The following is a 24,726-nucleotide window of genomic DNA, read 5'->3' on the forward strand; positions in this document are numbered from 1 at the left end:
CACGAATTTGTCAAATATGAACCGGCGTTGGCCGGCGCCCGTTGTTGGGCGCGCAGGTTCATTGTTTCAGTGCAGGTGTGATTTTCGGTCAAACCCGCAACGGTACCCGGAATATGCGACATAGCCCTTACGCGATGTCGTTGAAAAAAAGCGAAGGCCGCGTGTGGCGGCCTTCGCAAACGGGCTGGCGTGCCGTGGTCAGTGGCTCGCTCGCCGCGGTGAGATCCAGCCCATGAGGGTGTAGGTCAGGACCACGGTGGCGACCAGACCCACGCCATAGACGAGGGCAATCAGGAACCAGTCGGCCGGGCCGCCAGCATCGGTGAAGCCCGAGGACGATACCTTGGCCATGATCACCAGCGCGAGAGCACCGCCAAAAATGCCCAGCACTTCGGCGCGCACGAGGCGGCGCGAAACCAGGCCGCGCTCGCGCACCAGCAGCGCCAGGAAGGCCAGGATGCCCAGCACCGCGACCAGCAGCATGATCCAGAGCAGGGGGCCGAGCATCTCCTGGAACACGGAGAGAAAAACCATCGGATCGAGTTCTTTCATGGGGAGTCTCCTTGGGGGTCAGGCGCGGCCGCGCAGCATGCTGATGTAGGTGGGTTTGAGGGCCATGGTTTTCATGACCCAGCTGATCCAGAGCTCTTCGAGCGGCGCGATGACGCCGGGGAAGGACATGATCAGGTTGTCCTTGTAGTCGAACTCGATCAGCATGGCCTGGCCCAGGCGGGTGATCAGCGGGCAACTGGTGTAGCCGTTGTAGACCTCGCTGGAGGCCTTTCCCGAGATGTCACCGATCAGGTGTGACACGGCCACCGGCACCTGCCACTTCACGCTGGCCGCCGTCTTGCCCTTGGGTACACCGGCGATGTCACCCACGCCGAAGACGTTGGGGTAGCGCTTGTGGCGCAGCGTGTCGCGGTCCACTTCAACCCAGCCATCGGACGCGAACGGCCCTTCGGTCCACGGCAGGGGACTGTTGCGCACCACCTCGGGCGCGCGCATGGGCGGCACCACATTGATGAAGTCGTACGGCTGCTCCGCCGTTCCGGTGAGGGTCTTGTAGGTCGCGATGCGCTTGTCCAGATCGATGGCCTGGAGAACATGTTCATGGTTGACCTTGACGCCGCGGTCCTGGAACAGCATGCGCACTTTTTCGGCCACGATGGGCACGCCGAACAGCGACTTGCTCTGGGCCATGTAGATGATCTCGGCCTTGCCGCGGTTGCCGCGACGGCGCAGGTGGTCGTCGGTGATGAAGGTGTATTTGAGCGGGGCGCCTGCACATTTCATCTCGCCCGCCGGTCGTCCGAAGACGCCGATACCGCCCTTGTCCGCGAAGGCCGACATGGCTTGCCAGGTGGCGGTGGCGGCCTGCGGACTGTGGTAGATGCTGCCCATGCCGTTCTGGCCGATGCGCGCCGTGTCCATGCCTTCGATGCCGGCGTAGTTCAGCTCCAGGCCGGTCGCCAGGATCAGGAAATCGTAGGGAACGGCCTTGCCACTTTCGGTGACCACCTTGTTGCCTTCCGGATCGATTTCGGCCACCCGCTCCGTGATCCACTCGACGCCCTGGGGCAGGTAGTCACCGGTGTTTGAAACCGTGTAGTTCTGCGACTTGATGCCCGCGGCGACCAGGGTGAAGCCGGGCTGGTAATAATGCTCCTTGCGTGCGTCGATCACGGTGATGCTGGCGCCCTGCAGGCGGGCCGCCAGTTGCGAGGCTGCCGACAGGCCCGCTGCACCCGCACCCGCGATCACGATGCGGGCGCTGCTCTTGACGCTGTCGGCATGCGCCGGGGTGCTGGTCTGCGACAGCGCCGCGGCCAGCGGCAGGGCGCCCAGACCGGCCAGGAAGCGGCGGCGCGCGGGTTCAACCCGCTGGTCGGGTTGCAGGGTCTTGGACATGGTTGTCTCCTTTCAGTGAACGAATCCGGTTGTTTGATACCCCGGGGAGTTTGTTACTATAGAGATCGACCGCAGATCAAGATTTGACATTGGTCAATCTGGTGGCCTGTGCGCACAATCGGAAACCCTCGACCGTCGGCCCCGTGTCCAGCGGTCGCATTCTTCAGGAGCTCCCATGAGCGAAAACGCCAGCGTGACCATCACCCGCCAGTCGGGTTACCAGTTTCTGGTTGACTTCGGCGCAGCCATCCCGCAGATGCTGGCCGACGAACCTGCGCCTCTGGGGCTGGGCGCAGGCCCGGCGCCCGACCACATGCTGCTGGCCGCGGTGGCCAACTGCCTGAGCGCGAGCCTGCTGTTTTCCTTGCAGAAATTCAAGCAGGATCCGGGCGCCCTCAAGGCGACCGCCACGGCCGAGGTCGGGCGCAATGAGAACAAGCGCCTGCGCATCATGGGCATCAACGTGAAACTGGAGCTGGGGCAGGCCGCCGCCGACATCGAGCACCTGGACCGCGTGCTCGCCCAATTCGAGGAGTTCTGCACCGTTTCGATGAGCGTGCGCCAGGGCATTGCGATCAACGTGCAGGTGCAGGACGGCACCGGAGCCCTCCTCAAAGGCTGAGCAGGTGACGGCGAGGCCTGTGGCCTTGATGCAGGGCTCAAGGTGCCCGCCGTTTTGACGGTACAGTGAACCATTCTCGTCCCCGCCCTTTCTTCTGACAGGCTGATGACCCCATGCGACTCACCCAATGGACCGACTACAGCTTGCGCATGCTGATGTATTGCGCAGCTTGTGAAGGGCGCGAGCATCCGCCCACGGTGAACGAGATCGCCGAGGCGCATGGCATTTCGCGCAGCCATCTCACCAAGATCGCGATGATCCTGGCCGCGTGTGGCTGGATCGCGACCACGCGGGGTCGGGGCGGTGGCCTGCGCTTGCTCAAGCCGGCCGGAGAACTGACCCTGGGCGAAGTCATCCGCCAGACCGAAACCGATATGACGCTGGTGGAGTGTTTTGACCGCAAGACCAACACCTGCCGCCTGGATGGCTATTGCCGGCTCAAGGATTCCTTGCACAAGGCCATGCAGGGCTTCTTCGATGTGCTGGATGGCATCACGCTGGCCGACCTGCTCGCGCCCATGGCGGCAGGCAAGGCGCCTGCGGGTCAGTTGCCCCACCTGATTCCCATCCAGTTTGCTTCGCTGGCCCAGCCGAAAAAGGCGCCGGCCTCCACCAGTAAGGCCGCTGCCCGGCACAAGCCGGCGGCGGCGCGAAAACCCAAGCCGGCCAGGGCCGGTTGACGAGCCGGGGCCGTCCTCAGGCCGCTTGCAGGCGCACGTCCATGCGTCCCGTGGTCCGGACGCTGGCATTTCTATCCACGATCAGGCTGTCCACCTCGTGCAGGGGCGAGAGCAGATGCTGTCCAGCAGCGGCGCCCGCCGCCATGATCGCGGCACCCAGGCCGTTGACGGGGTCCGGCTGGCGCGACACCAGGACCACTCCCCGCACACCGCTGCTGGGCATGCCGGAGACCGGATCGAGCACGTGGTGATAGCGCCGCCCGTTGCGAACGAAGCACCGCTCGTAGTCGCCGGACGATGCCACGCAACCGTCGCCGAGAAACACCGTGCCGATCAGCCGCTCGGGCGCCCGCGGGTCGCGGATGCCGACGCGCCAGTCGCGACCCAGGAGCTGCCCACGCGTCAGCACATCGCCGCCGCCGTTCAGCATGGCGTTGCGCAGCCCGTGTCGTTCCAGCACCCGCAGGCCGGCCTGCAGGATGGGCAGCTTGGCCACCCCGCCCAGGTCGATGCGCATGCCCGACCGGTTCAGGCCGACCTGGCCAGCCTGGGGGTTGATCGACACCTCGCGAAAATCCACCAGCCGGCGTTCGCGACGCAGTTCCGCGGGCGACGGGATGCGCGCATGGTTGGCGTCGAACGACCAGCCGTCATACGCCCCCACGGTGATGTCAAAGGCGCCATCGCTGAGCCGGGACAGTTCGGCGGCGCGCTGCAGCACCGCCATCAGCTCCGGCGGCGCATCCACCCATGACCGACCCGCGCTGCGGTGCAGTGCGGACACCAGGCTGTCGGCCCTGTAGCGGCTCATCATGCGTTCCAGGCGCTGCATCTCCGCAAAGGCGGCCTGGATGGCGACTGCCGTGCTGGCGGGGTCGTCGCCCTGCGCCACGATGTCCACCTTCGTGCCCATCAGGGCGCGGGACACGCGTTGAACATCGGGGTTGGCCAGTGCCGGGCGCAAGCCCAGGCCCGTGACGAGCAGGCCGCCCAGCCCGGCCAGACAGCGACGGCGTTGGAGCAGGTGAGTCATGGTGCCGGCGTGTCGTTTACTGAGACAAAGCGACCATGTGGTCCACGGCACCCTTGACATCGTCGTCGGAGAGGGTCGTGCTACCCCCGCGTGCGGGCATCATGCCTTTGGCGCCGGTGTAGCCTTCGATGGCGTGTTTGTAGAGCGTGTCGTTGCCCTGTGCGATACGCGGACCCCAGTCGGCCTTGTCACCGGGCTTGGGCGCGCCGGCCACGCCAGCCGCATGACACATGGCACAAGTCGCACCATAGACTTTTTTGCCCACGGTGTTTTCGGCCACAGGGGCGGGCGCCGGGGCGGCTGCAGTCACCGGGGCAGCAGCCGCCGGCGCCGCCGCCGTGGTCTCGGCGGGCTTTTCGCCGCAGGCCAGCAGGGCAGCGCTGCAGCCCAGGATCAGGAGGAGGTTCTTGGCGTTCATGGGGTGTCCTTGAATGGAGTGGTGAAGGGAGTGGGGTGGATTTTTAACATTCATTTTATATGAATAATTAAAACTGTTTTTGACACGCATCAATGTGAACCGGGCTTCAGCCATGGGTGTGCGGGGCGAGCCGCTGCAGCGGTGCGGGCAGGCCTTCGCGCAAGCGCGCGGCCGTGAGCCATTCGCCTCCGTGCTGGTCGATGAACACCCCTGCCTGGTGTTTGGTGGCGAACGCAGGCAGGTTGCCCGATCGCATCGGGCCCATCAGCCTGGACCCATGCACATACAGGGCCTGTTCGGCGGGCACCCAGACGCCGCTGTCCAGGTCGGTGACGTACGAGGCCACGATGCGGTCGGCGCTCTGGCCGGCGGTGTAGCGCGGGACCTGCTGCAGGTAAAGAAACAGGCTCAGGGGCGAGTCCAGGTACTGCACGTCGCCGTTGGAAAAAATGACCTGTGCCGCCCAGCGCCGCTGGCGGGCCGGGAACATGCCGCAGACCGGGCAGCGCGCCTCGGGTGGCACCTCGCGTGCTGCGCTCAACGGCAGGCCGGAGGCGGCGTCGTAAGAAAAAGTGGGCGCCACCAGGCAGACGTCGGACGGCAGTTCCGAGCCAGTACGGGCAGCTGCCACCGGGTCACCCGGCGAGCGCAAGCCCAGACCGGCGAACACCGCCACGCTGCCCAGTACCGAGAGACCGATGAACCGGCGGCGTTGCGGCATCACATGCGGGTGTCGTGCAGGGCGCCACCGCTGAGATCCACCATCTCGGGCTTGATGTCGGCGTAGCGCAGCAGGCGGCCGCCGTATTGCTGCACGAAGGCCTGGGCCTCGGCTTCGGCGGCGAAGCTGGCGGCCGTGGGGCCCATGGAACCGTGGCGTTTGCTGCCCAGCACGTAGAGCGCCTGGCGCGCGTCGATCCAGTGCCCCCGGGGCTGGTCCCAGTCGGCCTGGCCCATGTCCTGCACGTGCACCGACACCACCGCGCGCACCTGCTCGGGCGCCAGCAGCACCGACAGCAATTCCACCGAATCGCAGAACCACTGCACCTCGGCCACGCCGGCGTAGCGGATCTGGCCTTTGGGGCCGGGGTAGTCGGACAACTGCATGCCGTCCAGCGAGCAACTGGACTGGGCGTCGATCTCGGCCGGGGCGCTGGTGGTGGCATCGCCGCTCTGGCCGCAGCCCAGCAGGCTGAGGGTGGCCAGGCCGGCGCAGCCGCACAGCAGGCGGCGGCGGTTCATGGGGTAGTGGGAAGGGGTGTTCATGGTCGGAATCTCCAGGAAGCCAGGGCAAGGGGTGCGACGATCCAGGCCAGCATGGCGCTGGTGAGCCAGCCCACCTGGCTCAGCGCCGGGGGCAGGATGCTGGCCAGGCCATAGAGGCGCTGCACGTCGTCGAGCGAAAACACGTTGAGGATGCGGAAGATGTCGGCCGGGTTCAGCAGCAGCAGGTAGGCGAAGACCTGGCCGCCGAACTGGCCACCGGTGGCCACCAGCAGGCCCAGCAGCAGCAGGTCGAACACCAGCACCAGCGCGAACCACAGCGCGATGGCCAGGCCCGAGGCGCGGGTGCGGTCGCGGGCCAGCACCGACAGCAGCACCGCCAGGCTCAGGAACGCCAGCCCCAGCAGCACCGAACTGAGCACGAAGCCGGCGTAGTGGTACAGGCCGGCCCAGCTGAAGCGCTGGTACAGCAGCAGGGCCACCAGCGCAAAGCCCGACACGGTGGACAGCGTCAGCGCGCCCGCGAGCCCGAGGTACTTGCCCAGCAGCAGTTCCAGCCGCGTGATGGGCAGGGCCAGCAGCAGGTCGAGCGAGCCGCGCTCGCGCTCGCCGACGATGGCGTCAAAGCCGAGCAGCAGGGCGATCAGCGGGATCAGGTAGATCACCAGACTGACCAGGCTGGCGATGGTGAGCTCGATCGAGCGCGGGCCGATCTGCCCCTGCGCGGCCGAGCCGAAGTAGGTGATGAGCAGCGAGAACACGGTGAAGACCACGGCCACGGCCAGCACCCAGCGGTTGCGCAGCCGGTCCCGGAATTCCTTGGCGGCCACGGCCTGCACCTGGCGCCATTGCAATGAAATGTTCATGGTGCCTCCCTCAGGCCGAAGTACACGTCCTCCAGCGAGGGCTCGTGGATCTGCAGATCGCTCAGCTCCGCGCTGGCCAGCCAGGCCAGCACGCGCATCTTGTGCTCGCGGGGGCAACGCAGTTCCAGCAGGCCCGGTTCGCGCTGCTGCAGCGCGATCTCGACGCCGGCCAGTTGCCCGGGCAGTTCGGTGGCCAGGGTCTGCAGCCAGGTCGGCGCGGCGCGCAGCTGGAACACCAGGGGCATGCGCGAGCGCTCGCGCAGCGCCTGCACCGTGCCCTGCGCGCACACGCGGCCGTTGCTGAGCATGGCCAGCGCATCGACGCGCTGTTGCAGTTCGGCCAGGATGTGCGAGCTGATGACCAGGGTCACGCCCTGCGAGCGAAGCAGGTCGAGCTGGTCGTAGAAATCGCGGATCGCCGACGGGTCCAGGCCGGTGGTGGGTTCGTCGAGCAGCAGCAGCTGCGGGTCGCCCAGCAGGGCCTGGGCAAAACCCAGCCGCTGGCGCATGCCCTTGGAGTACTCGCGCACCGCACGCCCGCCGGCCCGGGTCAGGCCGACGCGGTCGAGCAGGGCGGCGCACTGTGTCTGCGGTGCGCCCTTGAGGCGCGCGAAGAAGCGCAGCGTCTCCAGCCCGGTGAGGTTGTCGTACAGCACCAGGTTCTCGGGCAGGTAGCCCAGGGCGCGCCGGGTGGTGCGGAAGTCGGGGCCGTTCACCGTACAGCCGTTGACCTGGATGCGGCCCTGGCTGGGGGTGATGAGACCGAGCACGAGCTTGAACAGGGTGCTCTTGCCGGCGCCGTTGTGGCCGATCAGGCCGAAAAGCTGGCCGCGCGGCACCCGCAGGCTCACGTTGTCCAGCGCCAGCAGCGGCGCACGCCGGCTGCCGTAGGGTTTGGTGACGCCCTCCAGGTGCAGGGCCTCAGCGGAAATACTTGTCACGCCATGTGCTCCAGTGGGGATGTTTCGGCGCCATGGCCGGATGGGGATCGATCACGCTGGGCACGCGCAGCACCGGGAACTGGTGTCCCAGCACGCGCAAGGCCTGCACGGCCGGACTGCCCAGCAGCAGTTGAATGGAAGGGTGGCGCCACTGCAGGCGGTCCACCAGGTCGTTGGCTTCGTAGGACAGGTCGCCGATGCCGTTGCCGTCGCGGTCCCAGCCCAGGTAGTTGCTCCAGTAGTTGCCCTGGCCGGGCTCGGGGTGGCCCCAGGGTTCGTCGCGCGCGCCGACGTAGCGCACCTGCTCCCGGTTGGCGATGAAGTCGTTGCCCACGACCTGGTTGCGCGTGGAACCTGCCGAGAGGTGCACACCGACGTGGTTGTCCACCACCAGGTTGTTGCGCAGGGTCACGTACTCGACGTCGTAGATGAAGAAGCCGCGGGCGTTGCCGGCCACCACGTTGTTTTCGATCACCGAGTCCTGCAGGGTGCGCAGCATGATGCCGTGGTCGGAGTTGCCCCAGGTGCGGTTGCCGCGCACCACCTGGTCGCGCACCTCCATCAGGGCCAGGCCGCCGCGGTTGTAGTAGCTGTCGTTGTCTTCCCACAGGTTGTGGTACGAGTTCATGTAGTGCGCGCCGTAGCGGCTGTGGTGCAGCCGGTTGCCGCGGAATTCGGCGTGGTGCGACACGTCGACATAGAGCGCGTCGCGCACGAAGCTGATGTCGTTGCCGGTGATGCGCGCGCCCTGCGTGTTGTAGAGCTGGATGCCGTTGCCGCGCTGCGAGGAGTTGAAGTCGCGCAGGCCGGTGATGCGGTTGTCTTCGATGCGCACTTCGTTGGCTTTTTCGATCCACAGGCCGAAGAGGTTGTAGGTCAGGTCGCAACGCCGCACCACGGCGCGGTGCGAACCGGGCTGCACGTAGATCCCCGCGTGCTGGCTTTTCAGGCTGGTGCCCGAGTCGCGCACGATCAGGTTTTCGATCAGCACGTCGGGCGAGGCGACGCGGATGGTGTCGCCGCGCTGGCCGCCGCTGAGGGTGGGGCGGTTGATGCCGCGCAGGGTCAGGGGCTTGTCGATGCGCAGGTTCACGCTGTAGAACCCGCGCGCCACTTCCACCACGTCACCGGCGGCGGCCTGCGCCACGACGGCCTGGATGTCGCCGCCCGGCTCCACCCGCCACACGGCGGACCACGCGGAGCACGCGGGCAAGGCCAGGCCCAGCAGCCACGCGCAGGCCAGCCGTTGGCGCCAGAAGCTTTGGGTCTTCACGCCAGCTGCCCGAGGGTCTTGAGCACGAGGAACAGCGTCGCGCCGATCAGCAGGTTCTTGAAGCCGACGTAGCTGAGCATGTCCATCCAGTTCGCCACGCGGTAGCGCGCCTGCCACCACGGGCCGTCCTTCACGTAGCGCTTGCCCGCCATGCGGATCAGCACCTCGTAGACGCTCCAGCCGAACCACCAGCCGATGATGGCGCTGGCCGACAGCCACCCGTCGGCCGCCAGCAGCCAGGCCACGCTCGCGGCCAGGGCCAGTGAGAGCCCGGCGAACTGCAGGGCGCGCTGGCTCTTCCAGCCGTCGCGGCTCCAGGGCCACAGGTGGTGCTGCACTTCCTGCCACAGACCTTTGAGGCCAGGGGCTCGGCCGCCGGGCCAGGGCTGGGCGGGCGCGGTGGGCATGCGCGGATCGGGGCCCTGCGCCGCCCGGGCGCTCACGGGCGAGACCGGTTCGATGGGGATGAAATAGCCGTTGCGCCCGATCGGCGTGATGAGCAGGCCGTCGCGCTCGCGGCGCTTGCGCTCCTTGGCCAGCGGCGGGCAGCCCTTCTGGTCGGTGTAGAGCACCATGCAGTCCAGGCAGTGCAGGCACTCGCGGTGGTCGATGCGGCCATCGGCGTCGATCGCCTGCGCACCGCAACCCACGGCACAGGCCTTGCAGCTGTTGCAGTCCTGCTTGCGCTGCAGGCCGAACCAGCGGAAGGTGCTGGGCATGGCCAGCGAGGCGCCCAGCGGGCAGATGTACTTGCAGTAGGGGCGTTCGATGAACAGCGACAGACCCAGGATCACCACCACGAACAGTCCGTAGGGCCAGCTGCGGTTCGTGATGCCGACCAGGAAGGTGGTCTTGAACGGCTCCACCTCGGCCAGCACCTCGGCCAGGCCCATGGAGAACATGGACACCACCAGCAGACCGAAGAAGATGGCGTACTTCAGCCACTTGAGCCGGTCGTGCCAGACCTGCGGCACCTTGGTCTGGAAGCGCTTGAGGCCGATCACGCGACCCACCTTGTAAAGCGCTTCGGAAAGCGAGCCGAAAGGGCACATCCAGCCGCAGAACAGCCCGCGCCCGAACACGAACACGGTGACGATGATGAAGACCCAGAAGATGAAGATGAACGGGTCCGACAGGAACAGCGACCAGGTCCACTGGAACAGCAGGGCGTGGAACCAGGTCAGCACCTGGGTGATGGAGGGCTGCGCGAGCAGGCCGAAGCCGACGAAGCCGATGCTGATGGCCCAGGCCGAGTATTTGAAGGCGTTGACCGGCCATTTGTTCTTGTGGGTCGAGCGCCGCGTGAGCTGGTCGCGCAGGGCATAGACCACGGCCACCGCCAGCAGCAGGGCGCTGAAGAGGGCGATCTCGATGGCGCGTGACTTCCAGATGCGCACCCAGGGGGCATCGGGTTCGGTGACCACCGGGCGGCCGCCTTGCAGCATTTCGGCGGGCAGCCAGTATTTGGTCTCGAAGACCGCGAAGCTGCGGTGCCCGGTGGCGCGGTCCACGCGGTTGCCCAGGAAGGCCAGCTTCCAGGGGTAGGCCGCCGAGAAGCTCTCGGAGCGGATCACGAAGATCGCCGACTCGGAGTAGCGCGGAGCCCCCTCGGCTTCCAGCCCGTAGAGGTTGAACGAGTCCAGGTCCCGGAAGGTGAAGGCATCGGCGCCCTGCTTGACCTGGATGCGGTCGTAGATGCCACCGCGCACGAACCCCGAGCCCTTGAAGGATTCGATGCCGGCACTGCGCACCACGAACAGCGCCTGTTCGCTGTCTTTCAGGCGCGAGCGCAGCGTGGCGAAGCCCGATTTGCCGAGCAGACTCTGGCCCACATCGGGGTGGTTGAGGTCACCGAACCACAGCTCGATGAAGGGCTCGGCGCTGCGCTCAAGACCCAGCTGCTCGGGCATCACGCGCAGGCGCTGCACCGCGCCCATCTTCACCAGCTCGTCCCAGCGGTAGGGCCGGCCGCTGGTCACGAAACGTGCGGGGTCGCGGCGGGTGGGTTCGATGATGCCGACCTGGCGGGCCACCGCCGAGCCCGAGAGCTGCATCACCTGGTTCTGCGCGATCACCGTAACGGTGGCGCCGGAGATGGCGTCCAGGCCCAGGATGTTCTCGTCCGGGCGCGAAGGACCGACCTCGATCTGGTCGGTGACCGACTTGCCGAGGTACTGGTTGTTGAAGTTGACCAGCGTGGACTCGGGAATGCCCAGCAGCAGGATGGGCTCGGAGTGCTTGAGCACCTTCACGCCGACGTAGCGGCCGCGCGCGTCCATGCCGATCAGCGTGATCACCGGCTTGCCGGAATAGGCCGGGGTGTCGGTGATGTCGGTCGAGAGCATCACGTAGCCCAGCAGGGTCTTCTTGCCCGGCTGTTGCGGGTCGGCGTCGCCGTAGGCTTCCACATACGGTGGCTGGCCCTTGCGCAGGGAAAAACTCTTTGCGCCCGGGAACACCTCCGTGCAGGGCACGAGGGCGCACAGGTCGGGGTTGGTGGCCAGGTCGGCGGGCAGATGGGCCTCGTAGGCCTGCGCCTGGGCTTCGTTGCCGAGCGGGCTCAGCAACAGGGCGGCGGCGGTCAGCGCGGCCGAGAATAGGCGTGCAATCGACATCGTTGGGGTCCAGGGGGCGGGGTCCGACGCCAGCGCCACACGGCGCGGGCATCGGACCTGGCAAAGCAGGACCTCCCCGGGGGGAGGTTTTGAAGGCTTACGGGCCTACCTTCGTGCAGCGCACGCCGGTGCGAGCTTGCTTGGGGCGGCCCGGCGCGACGCTCATGCCTCCACGATCATGCGGGTGCGCATCTCCAGGTGCAGGGCGTGGCAGAAGTGCGTGCAGTAGCACCAGTACACGCCGGGCTCGCCCGCCGTGAAGGTGACCGAGGCGGTTTCGCCCGGGTTGACGATGAAGTTGACGTCGTGGTTCGGGATCGCGAAGCCGTGCGTCAGGTCTTCGATCTTGTCCAGGTTGGTCAGGATCAGCGTGACCTCGTCACCCGCCTTCACCTTGAACTCGCGCAGCGAGAAGGCCGGGGCCTGCGACGTCATCTTCACGGTCACCTTCTTGCCGTTGCGCACCACGCCCGAGTCCTTCGGGTCCTTGACGGCGTTCGGGAAGTCGTCGAGCGAATAGACCTGCTTGGGCTTGACGAGGTCGCGCTTGAAGATGATGAAGTCGTGCGGTTCGCCGCGCACCGGGTGGTCGGCCAGCAGCACCATCTTCTCGCCCGACATGTCGATGATCTGCTCGTTCTCGGCGTGCAGCGGACCCACTGGCAGGAAACGGTCTTTCGAGAACTTGCAGCCCACGGCCAGGTACTTGCCGTCGGCGGCAATGGTCTCCGACTGCGAGCCGTTGATGTGGCCCGGCTGGTACTGCACGTCCAGGCGGTCGACCACGTACTTGGCGGCCTTGTCGCCGGCGTGGAACTTGATCGCGGCGTCCACGTTCCATTTCACGATCTGGCTGTCCAGGAACAGCGTGGTGTAGGCGTTGCCACGGCCGTCAAAGGCGGTGTGCAGCGGGCCCAGGCCGATCTCGACCTCGGCCACGATGGCGTCGTCCAGCTTCTCGATCTTGCCGTCGAACCATTCCAGCACCTTGGCCAGCTCGATCACCGTGGCGGTGGGCGAGAGCTTGCCGGCGCAGATGAAGTACTTCTGGTCCGGGCTGGCGTTGACGCCGTGCGGGTTCTTGGGCACCGACACGTAGGCGGTCAGCGCGGCCGTCGGGTCCTGGTTGGCTTCGTGCGTGCCGTCCACCACGGGCACCTTGGAGCTGCCGAAGGTCTTGAACTTGCCGGCTTTCACCGCCGCTTCGATGCGGGCGATGTTGAAGAAGATGCAGGCATCGCGCTCGGCGGACATCATGTCCTCGTACTTCGCGCCCATCTCGGTGTTGTACTGGTTCGACGCGGCGAGCTTGCCGTCGTAGGACGTGGCCACCAGGTCGCAGTTGCCGTCGATCAGCACCTGCCAGCGCACTTCCATGGTTTCGGCATCGACGCAGCTGAACAGCGAACGGTATTTGGCCGCGTCCTCGGTGCCGGCGTTGGGCAGCGGAATGCCGAACTCGCCGCCGCAGAACACGCGCGTGGTGTAGTTGATGGCGGGGTCCACCGGGTCGCGCTTGTCGGGGAAGATGCCGTGGAAACCCTGCACGTTGGGCAGCTGCGTGATCTTGTCGCAGATGAAATAGTCCAGACGGATGCGCGCGATGCGGCTGTTGATCTTGTCGTTGATCCAGGCGTAGCGGCCGTCGTAGTTGCCGTCCTTGTACGAGGCGTGCGTGTGGTGGGTATCGCCCACGGTGTGGCGCAGAGCGCCATTGGGCTTGGTGCCCATGATCGCCTTGGACTCGTTGGTGATGCCCCAGCCCACCAGGGCGTCGGGCACGAAGCAGGGGATGCGAAGCAGTTCGCGACCCGAGGGCATGCCGAGCACGCGCATGTCGCCGGTGTGGCCACCGCTCCACAGACCGTAGTAGGTGTCGAGCTCGCCGGGCTTGAGGTGCGTGGCGTTGGCGCTGCTGTGTGCGGCATCGGGGGCCGCGGCCGGCGCTGCGGCGGGGGCGTTGGCGGCACCGGATTCTTTTTCGGTGCAGGCCGCGGCGCCCATCGTCAGTCCCGCCAGTGCGGCGGTGTTCAGGAAACGTCGGCGACCCCATGCGGTGGTGTCTTTGGAGGGCAAGCTGCTGTCGCTTTTCATGTGTGAACCTTTTGGGTTTGGGTTTGGAAAAGGGGTGGGCCACGCGCGGGAGGTGGCATGGCCGCGGGAGAGGTGTGCGCACGACGCTCGGCACACGCCGTCAGCGTGTGGTGGGTGTGCCGTTGGGTGAACGATGGGTGTGCCGTTGGCGTGGGCAGGAACGGCGGCAGGCACAGGGCGCAATCCAGCGTCGGGACAGGCACGGAGTCCGGGCTGTCGTCGGCATCGACCCACTTGACGCCACTGCCGCTGCAGACCTCCGTCATGCCGCGGTGGGTCAACAGCGGTGATGCAAAAACGATTCCCCAGCAGAGCAGAAGGCACAACAAGACCCAGCGCTGGCGGGCTCGTTGGGGGTGCTGAAAACTGGACATGCGCGGACTATAAGTCCGATATCATTCAAATGAAATGCATATTTAAGAACGTTTGATCTGGATCAATGAATGCTGTCCCGTGGTCACCCGCGCGGGGTGGTTGCGTGAGGTTGTCAGGACCGGCGCCGGCGTGCAGCGCGCGGTCGACTGGCTGCTGCGGTGGCAGCCGGCGGGGTGTGGGCCACGGCCCTCTGCGCTACTTGGGCCGGGGACGTTTCAGGTGGGGCTGTGCGGTCTGCAGCCGGCCGGCGCGCAGTTCGACCACGGCCTTTGCCACCGCACGCGCCACGTTGCGGGTTTCTTCATGGAGGTCCTCGTCCCGGTCCAGGGCTTCGTGGCTGTTGGCATAGGGTTCGTAGTAGCCGATGTAGCGATCCAGCCGGGCCATCACGCCAGCGTCGATGAACCCCATCCAGTCCAGCCAGTCACACAAGGATCGCCGGGCGCCTTCAATGCCGGCCACGTCGCCGTGCACCAGCACGCCGTAGGCACGGCCGGCCAGGTGTTGTGGGTAGCTCCAGCCGGCCATCTCCAGGGCTTTGGCCTTGGCGGCGTTTTTGCCTGCGGTGGTGGTGGGGTCGGGGTTGCCGCCATCGGCACACACCATGCGGTCTATCATCAGCTTGAGCGGACTCGGACTCTGGTACCAGTAGACCGGGGTGACGATGAGCACCGCGTGGGCCGAGGTCCAGCGCTCGTAGATCTCGGCCATCCAGTCGCTGGTCTGGTTCAGCGCGTGGTTGGGGTAGCAGCTGCAGGGCCAGTGGCACAGCGGCATGGCGGTGGACAAACAGCCCTTGCAGGGGTGGATGTTCAGGCCGTATTCGGAGGTGAGCAGGCTCAGGTCCAGCAGGTCGGTCTGCATGCCCAGCGGCTCCAGCACCTCGCGGGCCGTTTCCACCAGTCGAAAGCTCTTGGAGATTTCACCCGGGCAGGTGCCGTCGTTGCGCGCCGAGCCGCAGACCAGCAGCACGCGCGAAGGCGTGGCCGGGTCGGCCCACTGCAATTGGGCGGCATCCAGCCGCTCTTTGGTGGCCACCCATTCGTCGGACAGCTGGTAGTCCGGGTCCGCGTAGCCTTTGCCGGCCTGGTGCGTCGAGGGTGCTTTGCGGCCTTCGCTGAAGGCGGCCCAGGCGATGGCTTCCAGCCGGTCGATGGACGAATCCTCGGCACGGAAGGCCGGGTCCATGAACGAGGCCCGGAAGCGCTCCGCGAACTGCGCCCGTGCCAAGGAGGCGGGCGCCTGCCCCTTGCGAATCCAAATCATGGTCAACCCCCGGCTGTAACTTGTGGGGAGTCCAATCTGGGCGCATGGCGCGGGGGCGTCTGTGCGATAGCGCACCCAGGCCTGGCGGGCGTGGCCGCTCGGGTTTTCAACGGGTCGGGGTCAGGCCGGGGCCCACCACCAGGCCGCCATCTTCATGCCGAGCACGGTGAGCAGCAGCGAGCCGAACAGGTGCAGGCCCGCGGTACCGGTGGCCAGCAGCCAGCGGCCGTGTTGCAGCATGCTCACCACCTCCACCGAGAAGGTGGAAAACGTGGTGAGCGCGCCCAGAAACCCGGTCACGATGGCGAGCCGCCAGGCCGGGTCGAGCTGCGTCTGGCTCTGGAAGAACACCACCGCGACGCCCACCAGCCAGGCCCCGGTCCAGTTCGCCGTGAGCGTGCCCCAGGGCAACACGGCGTGGCCCTGGTTGAGCCACAGGCTGAGCTGCCAGCGCGAGAGCGCGCCGATGCTGGCACCGAGGCTGATGGCGATGACTTGCAGCATGGCTCAGTGGCGTTCAGAAGGGTGGGTCTTCGTCGTCGCCCACGGCGGTGACGGCTTCCTGTTTGGGTTTGGCCGGCGCGGCCGTTGGCGCATCGGGCAGCGCCATGCCGGGCACGATCTCGCCGCCCAGGGCTTCGATCAGTTCCGGGATCAGCTTGTTCAGCTCGCCGGTGCTCAGTGCCACGTCGGTGTCGAAGCCGCTTTCGCCGTCGGCGGCGCGGTCGTCGAACACGCCTTCGAGGAACGCGAGTTTCTTGAGCTGCATGGACTCGGTGAGAACAAAGCCGATGCGGCCTTCCCAGCTCATGGCCAGGCGCGTGGGCAGCTTGCCCTCGGTGATGTGCTTGCGCACCTCGTCGGTGGCGAGGTTGTGGCGGGTGAACTTCACGACCGACTTCTCTTCGTCGCCCGATTTCAGTTCGCACTCGCGCTCGACCGAGAAGCCACCCGGTGCGCCGCCTTCGTCTTCGTCGGACACCGGGGCCGAGAGCCACGAGGTCATCGCGGTCTGTGGCGTGATCGCGGTCTGCAGCAGGGTGAGGGACAGGTCGTTGAAGACGTTGACCAGGGCGGTCACCAGCTCGTCGAGCTTGCCCTGGCTGCTGGCGTCGGTGACCAGCAGGCCGTTGGCCAGGTCGATCCAGACCCACACGCCCATGCGGCGCGGAAAGGCCTGGGGCAGCAGGGACAGCAGCGCGTCTTCGCGCAGTTCCTTCATCTGCTTCTTGCCGGGCTTGCGGCCGGTGGTGGCTTCGATGTGTTCGGCTTCTTCGTCCGCCTTCTCGCGCACGACCGAGCCGGGCACGGCCTTGGTCTCGATCATCAGCTTGAGGATGCGCTGGCCGGCCACGGATTCGACCAGCGGGCCATGCGCCTCGCCGCGCGGCTCGACCCAGCCCACGGCCTTGTCCTGCGTGGCGCCGCAGGGCACAAAACGGGCCGCGTCGAGCGCGGTTTCCATCGACTCCAGCGTCGCCGTCCAGCCGGGCGCGATGCGGTAGATCGTTACATTCTTGAACACGGAATTCCTTGGGTTGTGCCGGTGCGTTGTGGACCGGCGCCCCCTCCCGGCAGCGGGAGAGGGTTGGGTGAGGGGCTTTGATGATACCCAGCCCAACCCCGGGGTTCAGAGGCTGAGCGTTTTTTGGCCGGGCCTGAAAGGCGCGCCAAAACGGCCCGGATCTAGGCGCAAAGCACAGCCGTAGCTCGGGCTACGGCGCGCATTTGCAACGACGAGCTGGGCCGTTTTGGCGTGCAAGGCGGGCACGGACGAAAGACTCTCAGCCTCTCAGACCAGCGCGGTCAGCGGGGCGAGCTGAAATCCCGCCTTCTCCAGCGCGAGGCGGATCTGCTGCGCCGAGGCAACAGCGTCGGGCCCGTCACCGTGCACGCAGATGCTGTGAATGGGGGTGGGCAGGCGCTGGCCGTCGGCGGTGACGATGCCCCCGGCGTCAAGCATGCGCAGCACGTGCTGCACACAGGCCTGGGCGTCGTGCAGCACGGCGCCTGGCTGGGAGCGCGGGGTGAGCTGGCCGTTGGCCTGGTAGCTGCGGTCGGCAAACACCTCGCGGCCCACGCGCAGGCCCGCCGTCTCGCCAGCCGCTTCCAGCGCCGAGAGGGCGGGCGCGAGCAGGATGAGCTCACGGTCCAGTGCGCGCACGGCGCGTGCCACGGTGGCGGCCACGTTGGCGTCGGCGCAGGCGATGTTGTTGAGCGCGCCGTGCGGCTTGACGTGCGTGACACGGCCGCCTTCGGCCGCGGCCATGGCCTGCAGCGCGCCCACCTGGTAGAGGATGGTGGCTTCCAGCTCCTGGGTCGACAGTTGCATCGCGCGTCGGCCGAAACCCTGCAGGTCCGGGAACGCCGGGTGGGCACCCAGGCTCACGCCGTTGGCCAGCGCCAGGCGCACGGTGTCGCGCATGACAACCGGGTCGCCCGCGTGAAATCCGCAGGCGATGTTGGCGCTGCCAATCACCTGCAGCAGCGCCGCGTCGTCGCCCATGCGCCAGGCGCCGAAGCTTTCGCCGAGGTCGGCGTTGAGGTTGATGGTCGTTTGGGTCATCGGGTGCTCCTGTTCAGGGGTCGGCGCGTTGCATGCCGTCGATCAGATTGGATGCGTAGAGTGCGGCTTCGTCCACCGTGCCCGGTGGCAAATAGATCTCGCGCGAGGTGAGCCAGCGTTGCCAGCGATCGTGTTCGTCCAGCAAGGCGCGGTGCGCCGCTTCGTGGCTCACGGCTTCAAAGCGCACGCGGATGCCGGGCTTCAGGTGCGCGAGCCGCGGCAGGTCGGCGCTGATCACGGTGGCGATCTTGGGGTAGCCGCCCACGGTCTGGCCGTCGGCGAGCAGCACGATGGGTTGTCCGTTGGCCGGTACCTGGATGGCGCCGGGCGTGACGCCGTCGGACACGATGTCCGCTGCCGCTCCGTTGACGTGCGCCAGCGGTTCGCCCTGGAAGCGCAGGCCCATGCGGTCCTGCGCGGCGGTGGCTTCCCAGTCCTGGCTCAGGAACAACGCGATGGCGTCGGCGGTGAAATGGTCCTGCTGCGGGCCGGGCAGCACGCGCACAGGGCCCTCGCTGGTGGTCCACGGAGAACGGCAGCGCCACTCCCTGGGATCCGCGAGCAGCCAGGCGCCGCAGGGCAGTTGATCGCCCGGTTGGAAAGCACGGCCCAGCACGCCATCCAGCCCGGCACGCCAGTAGCTGGAGCGGCTGCCCAGCTGTGGGTCCAGGCGCAGTCCGCCAGCCACGGCCAGGTAGGCACAGCCGCTTTCGGCCGGGCCGAGTTGCAACTGGTCGCCCTCGCGCAGCGTGACGCTGTGCCAGGCGGGCAGGGGGCCGCGGCCGCCGTCGCCGCGCTGGCAGGTGCCACCGATGCGGCCCGCCAGCGCCACGCGCACCGGCCCGGCCTTCACGCGCAGCACGGTGCCCATGCCGCGCAGTTCCAGCACGGCGGCGTCAGGCGGGTTGCCGAGCAGGGCGTTGGCGGCACGTGCCAGCGGTCCGTCGAGCCAGCCGGAGAGCGGCATGCCGTGGTGCCGGTGGCCCGCGCGGCCGCGGTCCTGCACGGTGGTGCCGATGCCGGGTTGCACGATTTCCAGCAGGCCGCTCATCGCTCGGGTGCCTTCAGAAACGTTGCGCGTGGCAGCCCACGAGCGATCTCGGCGGACAGTCGGTCGTGGGTGGCACGGTCCACGGCGTGGCACCGCACCTCGTCGCCGGCTGCGAGCAGGGCCGGCTGCTCGGCGTGGCGCAGGTCGAACAGCACCACCGGTGTGCGACCGAGCAGGTTCCAGCCGCCGGGGCTTTCCCAGGGGTAGACCGCGCACATCTCGCCGGCCACGGCCAGCGATTGCGCGGGCACCTTCTGGCGCGGCGCCGGCAGGCGCGGCATGTGCAGCTCGGACGGCACGCCACCCATGTACGGGAAACCCGGCTGGAAGCCCAGCATGTAGACCCGGAAGGTGGCGGCGAGCAGGCGTTGAATCACCTCGGCCGGGTGCAGGCCTTTGGCTTCGGCCAGGCGGGGCAGGTCGGGTGCGAACTCATCGTCGAAACACACCGGCAGGTGCCAAAGGCGGCCTGGTTGCATGTCCTGATGGCCGTCCTGCGCCAGCACCCGCAGGCGCTCGCCTAGCGCCGCGGCGTCGGCCAGCAGCGGGTCGTAGTGCACCGTGAGCGAGCGGAAGGTGGGCACCACATCGGTGACCGATGCGAGCAGCGGTTCCGAGTCGCGCGCCTGCGCCACGCGCTCGGCCAGGCCCATCACGCGGGCGTTGATGGCGGGGTGAATGGCGCTGCCGAACTCCAGCGTCCAGGCGCTGTCGCCGAGGGCGAGCAGGCGGGGGGGCATGTCAGGACTCATGGGAGGTGATGTGCGACAGGGAGACCCGGGCTCGGCGGCGGCCCCTCACCCCAGCCCTCTCCCCAGAGGGGCGAGGGAGCAAAGCCCGAGCCGCGAAGCGGCGCAACAACCCCACCGGAGCGCGTGCCCCCCACCCAGGGCAGCCGTGGAACCGGCTTCGCCGGGCCACCAGCTGCGTCCCCCTCGGGGGGAAGCCGCGAAGCGGCGCAGGGGGGGCTCATAGTGAAGCCGCGGACCGCGCCGCCTGGTCGTACATGCCGGAGAGCACTCGCAGCAGCCGCGCGAGTTCGCCGATGTCCTTGTTGAGCGCATCGTCGGCGTGCAGCGCCTGGATCAGGCATTGCTCGCGGATCTCGCGGTAGCGCTGCACGCTGACGCTGCCGGCTTCGGTGGCGGCGTAGGTGACTTCCTTGCCCGACTTGCTGGACACCACCACGCCCAGGCTCACCAGCTTCTTGAGCGAGTAGTTCACCAAGTGCGTGTCCTCGATGTTCATGATGAAGCAGATGTCGGACAGGCGCTTGTCGCGCGCGCGGTGCGAGACGTGATGCAGGACCAGCACATCCAGCGGCATCAGGTCCTTCAGCCCCGCGGCCGACATGCAGTGCACCACCCAGCGGTGGAAGGCGTTGCTGGCCACGATCAGGCCGAACTCAAACTCGCTCATCTCTGCGCTCTGGGGCGAGACCAGGTGCGCCGATGACACGATGTGCGAGCCGGGCGCCTTGGCGGCGGGCGTGGTTGTTGCTTTGGGTGTCTTGGCCATGTGCTCTCCTGCGATGGCGCCGAGTTTAGATTTTTTGCTGATGATTTGCCAACGATTTGTTGACGATAAGGGAAAACACCCATCACAATCCGCCAGCACGGCGCCTACAGTCCGTGCACCCATTCCCCGCAGGGTCTGCCTGCGATCTGTTCCACCCCACCCACCGGAGCTCCCATGAAACGACGCGCATTCCAACTCTCGATGGCCGCTGCCGCCATCGCGTTTTCCACCTCGGCCTTTGCCCAGGCCAAGTGGGATCTGGCCACCGCCTACCCGGCGACCAACTTCCACACGGTCAACATCAGCCAGTTCGCGGCCGACGTGGACAAGGCCAGCGGCGGCAAGCTCAAGATGACGGTGCACGCCAACGCCGCGCTGTTCAAGGCGCCCGAGATCAAGCGCGCGGTGCAGGGCGGTCAGGCCCAGGCCGGCGAGATCCTGCTGGTGAACTACCAGAACGAATGGCAGGTGTTCGGTGCCGATGGCCTGCCGTTCCTGGCCGACAGCTACGACGAAGCGGCCAAGCTCTGGAAGGTGCAACGCCCGGTGCTGGAGAAGAAGCTGGCCGAGCAGGGCATGATGGTCTTGTTCGCCGTGCCGTGGCCACCGCAGGGCGTGTACAGCAAGAAACCGCTGAACAGCGCGGCCGACCTCAAGGGCATCAAGTGGCGCGCCTACAGCCCGGCCACTGCGCGCATCGCCGAGCTGGTAGGCGCCCAGCCCGTCACCGTGCAGGCGGCCGAGGTCAGCCAGGCCTTCGCCACCGGCGTGACCGAAAGCATGATGTCCAGCGGCTCCACCGGTGCCGACGCCAAGCTGTACGAACACGTGAAGTACTGGTACGACACCCAGGCCTGGTTGCCCAAGAACGCGCTGCTGGTGAACAAGAAAGCCTTCGACGCATTGGACAAGCCGACGCAGGACGCCGTGCTGAAAGCCGCCGCCGACGCCGAGACCCGCGGCTGGGCCGAGAGCAAGAAGGCCAACGGTGAAAGCCTGGACAAGCTCAAGGCCGGTGGCATGCAGATCCTGCCGGCGCCCGCGCAGCTCAAGACCGACATGAAGCAGGTCGGCGACACCATGCTCAAGGAGTGGCTCGCCAAGGCCGGCCCTGAAGGCCAGGCCATGGTCGACGCGTTCCGCAAGTGAGCCACGGCAGCACCATGCGACGCACGCTGAATGCCTTGTACGACGGCTGCGCCTGGCTCGCGGCGGTGTTCATGATCGGCGTGCTGGTCATGGTGCTGCTGTCGGTGCTGGGCCGGCAGTTCAGTTTTCACGTGCCGGGCACGGACGCTTATGCCGGCTACGCCATGGCCGCCGCCGGTTTCCTGGCGCTGGCGCACACGCTCAAGCGCAACGAGCACATCCGCGTCACGCTGGTGCTGGGCAAGCTCACCGGCCGCGCCCGCCGGGGCCTGGAGCTCTGGTCGCTGAGCGTCGCGGTGCTGCTGTCCGGGTTGTTCGCCTGGTTCGCGGCGCGCCTGGTGTGGCAGTCGATCGAGTTCCACGACATCTCCACCGGCAACGACGCCACGCCACTGTGGATGCCCCAGCTGGCGATGGCGTTCGGCACGCTGGTGCTGTTCATCGCCTTCGTGGATGAGTGGGTGCTGGAAGCGCGCGGCCTGCGTCAACGCCACGACGGATCGGAGACCCGCCATGAATGAAATGGTCGTCACCGGATTCCTGATCGTCATCCTGTTCGCCCTGCTGGGCAGCGGCGTCTGGATCGGCCTCACGCTGGCGGGGGTGGCCTGGATCGGCATGGAGCTGTTTTCCTCGCGCAGCGCGGGCGACGCGATGGCCGTCACCATCTGGGGATCGGCCAGCAGCTGGACGCTGACCGCATTGCCGCTGTTCATCTGGATGGGCGAGATCCTGTTCCGCACCAAACTGTCGGAAAATATGTTCAAGGGCCTGGCGCCCTGGGTCAACGCGCTGCCGGGCCGGCTGCTGCACACCAACATCCTGGGCAGCACCATCTTCGCGGCGGTGTCGGGTTCGTCGGCGGCCACCTGCGCCACCATCGGCAAGATGACGATCCCCGAGCTGACCGAACGCGGCTACCCGCCGGAGCGCGTCATCGGCTCGCTGGGCGGCGCCAGCACGCTGGGTTTGCTGATCCCGCCCTCCATCGTGATGATCGTTTACGGCGTCGCGGCCGAGGTGTCGATCGCCAAGCTGTTTGTCGCCGGCATGCTTCCGGGCCTGATGCTCGCCGGGCTGTTCAGCGGTTACCTGATGGTCTGGTCGCTGCTCAACCCCGACAAGATTCCGCAGGCCGATCCTGGCATGAGCTTCACCGACAAGTTGCGCGCTTCCAGCGAACTGATCCCGGTGGTGTTGCTCATCGGCGGCGTGATCGGCTCGATCTACGTGGGCGTGGCCACCGCCACCGAGGCGGCCGCCATCGGCGTGGTCGGTTCGCTGGTGCTGTCGGCGTACCAGAAGTCGCTCAACTGGCAGAACTTCAAGGATGCGCTGCTGGGCGCCACCCGCCTGTATTGCATGATGGCGCTGATCCTCGCCGGGGCGGCTTTCCTGACGCTGTCCATGGGCTACATCGGCCTGCCGCGGCACCTGGCCGAGTGGGTGGGTTCGCTGGGCCTGTCGCCGGGGCTGCTGCTGATCGCGCTGGCGCTGTTCTTCATCCTGCTGGGCTGTTTCCTCGACGGCATTTCCATGATCGTGCTGACCATGGGTGTGTTGATCCCGACGGTGCAGGCCGCGGGCATCGACCTGATCTGGTTCGGCATCTTCGTCGTCATCGTGGTGGAGATGGCGCAGATCACGCCACCGGTGGGCTTCAACCTGTTTGTGTTGCAGGGCATGACCAAGCGCGAGATCAACTGGATCGCCAGCGTCTGCATGCCTTACTTCTTACTCATGGTGCTGGCCGTGTGCCTGCTCTGGTGGTTTCCGCAGATCGTGATGTGGCTACCGGGGCGGATGTGAACCTCATGACCGCAGGAAACGCTGCGGCCTGAACGGGTTCGGGTCGAGGTTGGTGGGCTCGCCCAGCATGAGTTGCGCCAGCAGTTCACCAGTGCCCGGCCCGGTGGAAAAGCCGATGTGCTGGTGGCCCAGCGCCAGCCAGACCCCTGGCTGACCGGGGCATTCGCCCACCATCGGGCGGCTGTCGGGCAGGGTGGGGCGGCTGCCCAGCCAGTCGGGTTCGGCGGTGCGTTCACCCAGCGCCAGCGCCTCGCGGGCGGCCCGCTCGGCAGCGTTCAGCTGCGCCGGCCGAGGCGGAGCGTGTTGTGCGTTCAGCTCCACCCCGGTGGTCAGCCGCAGCCCTTGCGCCATGGGCGCGAGCACGTAGCCGGCAGCCGTGTCGTACACCGGCCGGTTCAGCGCCGCGCCATTCGCCAGCGTGAAGTGCCGGTGGTAGCCGCGCTCGAAGCCCATGGGCAGCTTCAGTCCGAAATGCTGTCGAAGGAAATCGCGCGACCACGGGCCGAGCGCGACGACCACGTGATCGGCACGCAGGGCGCGCCCATCGGACGTGCCGATGGACCAGCCACCGTTGTCTCGTTGCAGGTGTGTGGCCTCGGTGGTCTGCAGCTGTCCACCCAGTTCCACCAGCCACCGCGCGTAGGCGCGCACCAGTTCACCCGGGCTGTCCACCGAACTGGCGTCTTTCACCCACAGGGCCTTGCGGAAGATGGGCTGCAGGTGCGGTTCCAGATCGTGCAGTTCGTGTGCGTCCAGCTCGACGGTGGACACGCCGAAGCGGGCCAGGGTCTCGCGTCCGAACGCGCCCGATTGGAAGCCGGCTTCGCTGCGGTAGAGGAACAGCCAGCCCTCGTCGCGGCGGCGCTGCGCGACACCCGCCGCGTCCATCCATCGGTGGTGCACCTCACCCGAGTACCGGATCAGCGCGTCCAGCGCGGTGGTGGTCTCGCGGAAGTCCCGCTCGCGCGCACGGGACAGGAACGACAGACCCCAGCGCCATTGGCCCAGCATCCACAGTGGGTCGTAGCGGAAGCCCGGGCTGTGCCCGCGCAGCAGACCCGGCAGCTGAGGCCACAGCCGGGGGTGGTTGAACGGCATGAGCGAGCTGCGCGCCAGCACGCCGGCGTTGCCGTGCGAGGTGGCAGCGCCCGGACCCAGCGGATCGATCACGGTCACGTCCAGACCGCGCTGGCGCAGCGAGAGCGCACAGCTGATGCCCACCATGCCGGCGCCCAGCACCACCATCTGTTGTCCAAGCCTTGCCTGCGTCATGCTTCCATGTTCCCATCGTTGGTGTTTTCAACCCGCAGCTTAT

Annotated in this window: 24 protein-coding genes; 5 read left to right on the top strand and 19 right to left on the bottom strand. The window is 67.2% G+C overall.

Annotated elements, in window-relative coordinates:
- Positions 1-198: 198 nt before the first annotated feature.
- On the bottom strand, positions 199-552 hold the full coding sequence (locus tag AC23D4_RS22105; RefSeq protein ID WP_472887811.1) for a DUF5368 domain-containing protein: 354 nt from the start codon (positions 550-552) through the stop codon (positions 199-201).
- An 18-nt stretch (positions 553-570) separates the two neighbouring features.
- Positions 571-1,911 carry an NAD(P)/FAD-dependent oxidoreductase gene (locus AC23D4_RS22110; RefSeq protein WP_472887812.1) on the bottom strand — a complete coding sequence of 447 codons (1,341 nt, stop codon included), beginning with the start codon at positions 1,909-1,911 and terminating at the stop codon, positions 571-573.
- Positions 1,912-2,086: 175 nt separating this feature from the next.
- Between AC23D4_RS22110 and AC23D4_RS22115 the strand changes: the two genes are divergently transcribed.
- Entirely contained in the window at positions 2,087-2,533 is a 447-nt protein-coding gene (locus AC23D4_RS22115) for an OsmC family protein (protein WP_177137952.1), read from the top strand.
- Positions 2,534-2,646: 113 nt separating this feature from the next.
- The gene (locus AC23D4_RS22120; protein ID WP_472887813.1) at positions 2,647-3,213 is read left to right on the top strand and encodes an Rrf2 family transcriptional regulator; all 567 of its coding nucleotides are present in this window, start codon (positions 2,647-2,649) and stop codon (positions 3,211-3,213) included.
- Positions 3,214-3,229: 16 nt separating this feature from the next.
- Here AC23D4_RS22120 and AC23D4_RS22125 read toward each other — a convergent pair whose 3' ends face one another.
- The 16 genes from AC23D4_RS22125 to AC23D4_RS22200 form a co-directional block, all read right to left on the bottom strand.
- A complete protein-coding gene (locus tag AC23D4_RS22125; protein ID WP_472887814.1) occupies positions 3,230-4,246 on the bottom strand; it encodes an FAD:protein FMN transferase in 1,017 nt (338 codons plus the stop codon).
- Positions 4,247-4,262: 16 nt separating this feature from the next.
- Positions 4,263-4,664 (bottom strand): c-type cytochrome, encoded by a 402-nt coding sequence (locus tag AC23D4_RS22130; protein ID WP_472887815.1) that lies wholly within the window; start codon positions 4,662-4,664, stop codon positions 4,263-4,265.
- A gap of 106 nt (positions 4,665-4,770) precedes the next feature.
- On the bottom strand, positions 4,771-5,385 hold the full coding sequence (locus AC23D4_RS22135) for a nitrous oxide reductase accessory protein NosL (RefSeq protein ID WP_472887816.1): 615 nt from the start codon (positions 5,383-5,385) through the stop codon (positions 4,771-4,773).
- Complete coding sequence (locus AC23D4_RS22140) at positions 5,385-5,930, bottom strand: nitrous oxide reductase accessory protein NosL (protein ID WP_472887817.1); 546 nt, start codon at positions 5,928-5,930, stop codon at positions 5,385-5,387. The genes AC23D4_RS22135 and AC23D4_RS22140 overlap by 1 nt, the downstream gene beginning before the upstream one ends.
- Positions 5,927-6,754, bottom strand: coding sequence for an ABC transporter permease (locus AC23D4_RS22145; RefSeq protein WP_472887818.1), 828 nt, complete (start codon positions 6,752-6,754; stop codon positions 5,927-5,929). The genes AC23D4_RS22140 and AC23D4_RS22145 overlap by 4 nt, the downstream gene beginning before the upstream one ends.
- Positions 6,751-7,695, bottom strand: coding sequence for an ABC transporter ATP-binding protein (locus AC23D4_RS22150; RefSeq protein WP_472887819.1), 945 nt, complete (start codon positions 7,693-7,695; stop codon positions 6,751-6,753). The genes AC23D4_RS22145 and AC23D4_RS22150 overlap by 4 nt, the downstream gene beginning before the upstream one ends.
- Positions 7,676-8,938 (bottom strand): nitrous oxide reductase family maturation protein NosD, encoded by a 1,263-nt coding sequence (locus AC23D4_RS22155; protein WP_472887875.1) that lies wholly within the window; start codon positions 8,936-8,938, stop codon positions 7,676-7,678. Before AC23D4_RS22155 ends, AC23D4_RS22150 begins: the two co-directional genes overlap by 20 nt.
- A gap of 26 nt (positions 8,939-8,964) precedes the next feature.
- On the bottom strand, positions 8,965-11,583 hold the full coding sequence (locus AC23D4_RS22160) for a 4Fe-4S binding protein (protein ID WP_472887820.1): 2,619 nt from the start codon (positions 11,581-11,583) through the stop codon (positions 8,965-8,967).
- 162 nt (positions 11,584-11,745) lie between these two features.
- Positions 11,746-13,677: a TAT-dependent nitrous-oxide reductase gene (gene nosZ, locus AC23D4_RS22165; protein WP_472887821.1), complete on the bottom strand. Its 1,932-nt coding sequence runs from the start codon at positions 13,675-13,677 to the stop codon at positions 11,746-11,748.
- Between the two features lie 570 nt (positions 13,678-14,247).
- The gene (locus AC23D4_RS22170) at positions 14,248-15,318 is read right to left on the bottom strand and encodes a flavodoxin family protein (protein ID WP_472887822.1); all 1,071 of its coding nucleotides are present in this window, start codon (positions 15,316-15,318) and stop codon (positions 14,248-14,250) included.
- A 120-nt stretch (positions 15,319-15,438) separates the two neighbouring features.
- Positions 15,439-15,822: a fluoride efflux transporter CrcB gene (gene crcB, locus AC23D4_RS22175; protein WP_472887823.1), complete on the bottom strand. Its 384-nt coding sequence runs from the start codon at positions 15,820-15,822 to the stop codon at positions 15,439-15,441.
- Between the two features lie 13 nt (positions 15,823-15,835).
- Positions 15,836-16,843 (bottom strand): recombination-associated protein RdgC, encoded by a 1,008-nt coding sequence (locus AC23D4_RS22180; RefSeq protein WP_472887824.1) that lies wholly within the window; start codon positions 16,841-16,843, stop codon positions 15,836-15,838.
- A 267-nt stretch (positions 16,844-17,110) separates the two neighbouring features.
- The gene (locus tag AC23D4_RS22185) at positions 17,111-17,884 is read right to left on the bottom strand and encodes a LamB/YcsF family protein (protein ID WP_472887825.1); all 774 of its coding nucleotides are present in this window, start codon (positions 17,882-17,884) and stop codon (positions 17,111-17,113) included.
- Between the two features lie 13 nt (positions 17,885-17,897).
- Positions 17,898-18,935: a 5-oxoprolinase subunit C family protein gene (locus AC23D4_RS22190; protein WP_472887826.1), complete on the bottom strand. Its 1,038-nt coding sequence runs from the start codon at positions 18,933-18,935 to the stop codon at positions 17,898-17,900.
- Positions 18,932-19,675, bottom strand: a complete 744-nt coding sequence (gene pxpB / locus AC23D4_RS22195; RefSeq protein WP_472887827.1) for a 5-oxoprolinase subunit PxpB — start codon at positions 19,673-19,675, stop codon at positions 18,932-18,934. The genes AC23D4_RS22190 and pxpB overlap by 4 nt, the downstream gene beginning before the upstream one ends.
- Before the next feature lie 229 nt (positions 19,676-19,904).
- The gene (locus AC23D4_RS22200; protein WP_177139190.1) at positions 19,905-20,453 is read right to left on the bottom strand and encodes a winged helix DNA-binding protein; all 549 of its coding nucleotides are present in this window, start codon (positions 20,451-20,453) and stop codon (positions 19,905-19,907) included.
- A 174-nt stretch (positions 20,454-20,627) separates the two neighbouring features.
- Here AC23D4_RS22200 and AC23D4_RS22205 point away from each other — a divergent pair, with 174 nt between their 5' ends.
- The 3 genes from AC23D4_RS22205 to AC23D4_RS22215 are packed head-to-tail and all read left to right on the top strand — an operon-like array spanning position 20,628 to position 23,411.
- Positions 20,628-21,602, top strand: a complete 975-nt coding sequence (locus AC23D4_RS22205; protein ID WP_472887828.1) for a TRAP transporter substrate-binding protein — start codon at positions 20,628-20,630, stop codon at positions 21,600-21,602.
- A gap of 14 nt (positions 21,603-21,616) precedes the next feature.
- Entirely contained in the window at positions 21,617-22,123 is a 507-nt protein-coding gene (locus AC23D4_RS22210) for a TRAP transporter small permease (protein WP_472887829.1), read from the top strand.
- Entirely contained in the window at positions 22,116-23,411 is a 1,296-nt protein-coding gene (locus tag AC23D4_RS22215) for a TRAP transporter large permease (protein ID WP_472887830.1), read from the top strand. Before AC23D4_RS22210 ends, AC23D4_RS22215 begins: the two co-directional genes overlap by 8 nt.
- Before the next feature lie 3 nt (positions 23,412-23,414).
- On the opposite strand, the gene AC23D4_RS22220 is transcribed toward AC23D4_RS22215, so the two are convergent.
- The gene (locus tag AC23D4_RS22220; RefSeq protein ID WP_472887831.1) at positions 23,415-24,683 is read right to left on the bottom strand and encodes an NAD(P)/FAD-dependent oxidoreductase; all 1,269 of its coding nucleotides are present in this window, start codon (positions 24,681-24,683) and stop codon (positions 23,415-23,417) included.
- Between the last annotated feature and the right edge of the window lie 43 nt (positions 24,684-24,726).

It is taken from the genome of Hydrogenophaga sp. L76 (genome assembly GCF_057654755.1).

Coding starts and splice junctions, on each gene's coding strand:
- AC23D4_RS22220 (WP_472887831.1), bottom strand. CDS start 24,683: ATGACGCAGGCAAGGCTTGGACAACAGATGGTGGTGCTGGGCGCCGGC.
- AC23D4_RS22105 (WP_472887811.1), bottom strand. CDS start 552: ATGAAAGAACTCGATCCGATGGTTTTTCTCTCCGTGTTCCAGGAGATG.
- AC23D4_RS22160 (WP_472887820.1), bottom strand. CDS start 11,583: ATGTCGATTGCACGCCTATTCTCGGCCGCGCTGACCGCCGCCGCCCTG.
- AC23D4_RS22140 (WP_472887817.1), bottom strand. CDS start 5,930: ATGAACACCCCTTCCCACTACCCCATGAACCGCCGCCGCCTGCTGTGC.
- AC23D4_RS22190 (WP_472887826.1), bottom strand. CDS start 18,935: ATGAGCGGCCTGCTGGAAATCGTGCAACCCGGCATCGGCACCACCGTG.
- AC23D4_RS22145 (WP_472887818.1), bottom strand. CDS start 6,754: ATGAACATTTCATTGCAATGGCGCCAGGTGCAGGCCGTGGCCGCCAAG.
- AC23D4_RS22170 (WP_472887822.1), bottom strand. CDS start 15,318: ATGATTTGGATTCGCAAGGGGCAGGCGCCCGCCTCCTTGGCACGGGCG.
- AC23D4_RS22110 (WP_472887812.1), bottom strand. CDS start 1,911: ATGTCCAAGACCCTGCAACCCGACCAGCGGGTTGAACCCGCGCGCCGC.
- AC23D4_RS22120 (WP_472887813.1), top strand. CDS start 2,647: ATGCGACTCACCCAATGGACCGACTACAGCTTGCGCATGCTGATGTAT.
- AC23D4_RS22205 (WP_472887828.1), top strand. CDS start 20,628: ATGAAACGACGCGCATTCCAACTCTCGATGGCCGCTGCCGCCATCGCG.
- AC23D4_RS22125 (WP_472887814.1), bottom strand. CDS start 4,246: ATGACTCACCTGCTCCAACGCCGTCGCTGTCTGGCCGGGCTGGGCGGC.
- AC23D4_RS22215 (WP_472887830.1), top strand. CDS start 22,116: ATGAATGAAATGGTCGTCACCGGATTCCTGATCGTCATCCTGTTCGCC.
- crcB (WP_472887823.1), bottom strand. CDS start 15,822: ATGCTGCAAGTCATCGCCATCAGCCTCGGTGCCAGCATCGGCGCGCTC.
- AC23D4_RS22115 (WP_177137952.1), top strand. CDS start 2,087: ATGAGCGAAAACGCCAGCGTGACCATCACCCGCCAGTCGGGTTACCAG.
- AC23D4_RS22210 (WP_472887829.1), top strand. CDS start 21,617: ATGCGACGCACGCTGAATGCCTTGTACGACGGCTGCGCCTGGCTCGCG.
- AC23D4_RS22130 (WP_472887815.1), bottom strand. CDS start 4,664: ATGAACGCCAAGAACCTCCTCCTGATCCTGGGCTGCAGCGCTGCCCTG.
- nosZ (WP_472887821.1), bottom strand. CDS start 13,677: ATGAAAAGCGACAGCAGCTTGCCCTCCAAAGACACCACCGCATGGGGT.
- AC23D4_RS22185 (WP_472887825.1), bottom strand. CDS start 17,884: ATGACCCAAACGACCATCAACCTCAACGCCGACCTCGGCGAAAGCTTC.
- AC23D4_RS22200 (WP_177139190.1), bottom strand. CDS start 20,453: ATGGCCAAGACACCCAAAGCAACAACCACGCCCGCCGCCAAGGCGCCC.
- AC23D4_RS22135 (WP_472887816.1), bottom strand. CDS start 5,385: ATGCCGCAACGCCGCCGGTTCATCGGTCTCTCGGTACTGGGCAGCGTG.
- pxpB (WP_472887827.1), bottom strand. CDS start 19,675: ATGCCCCCCCGCCTGCTCGCCCTCGGCGACAGCGCCTGGACGCTGGAG.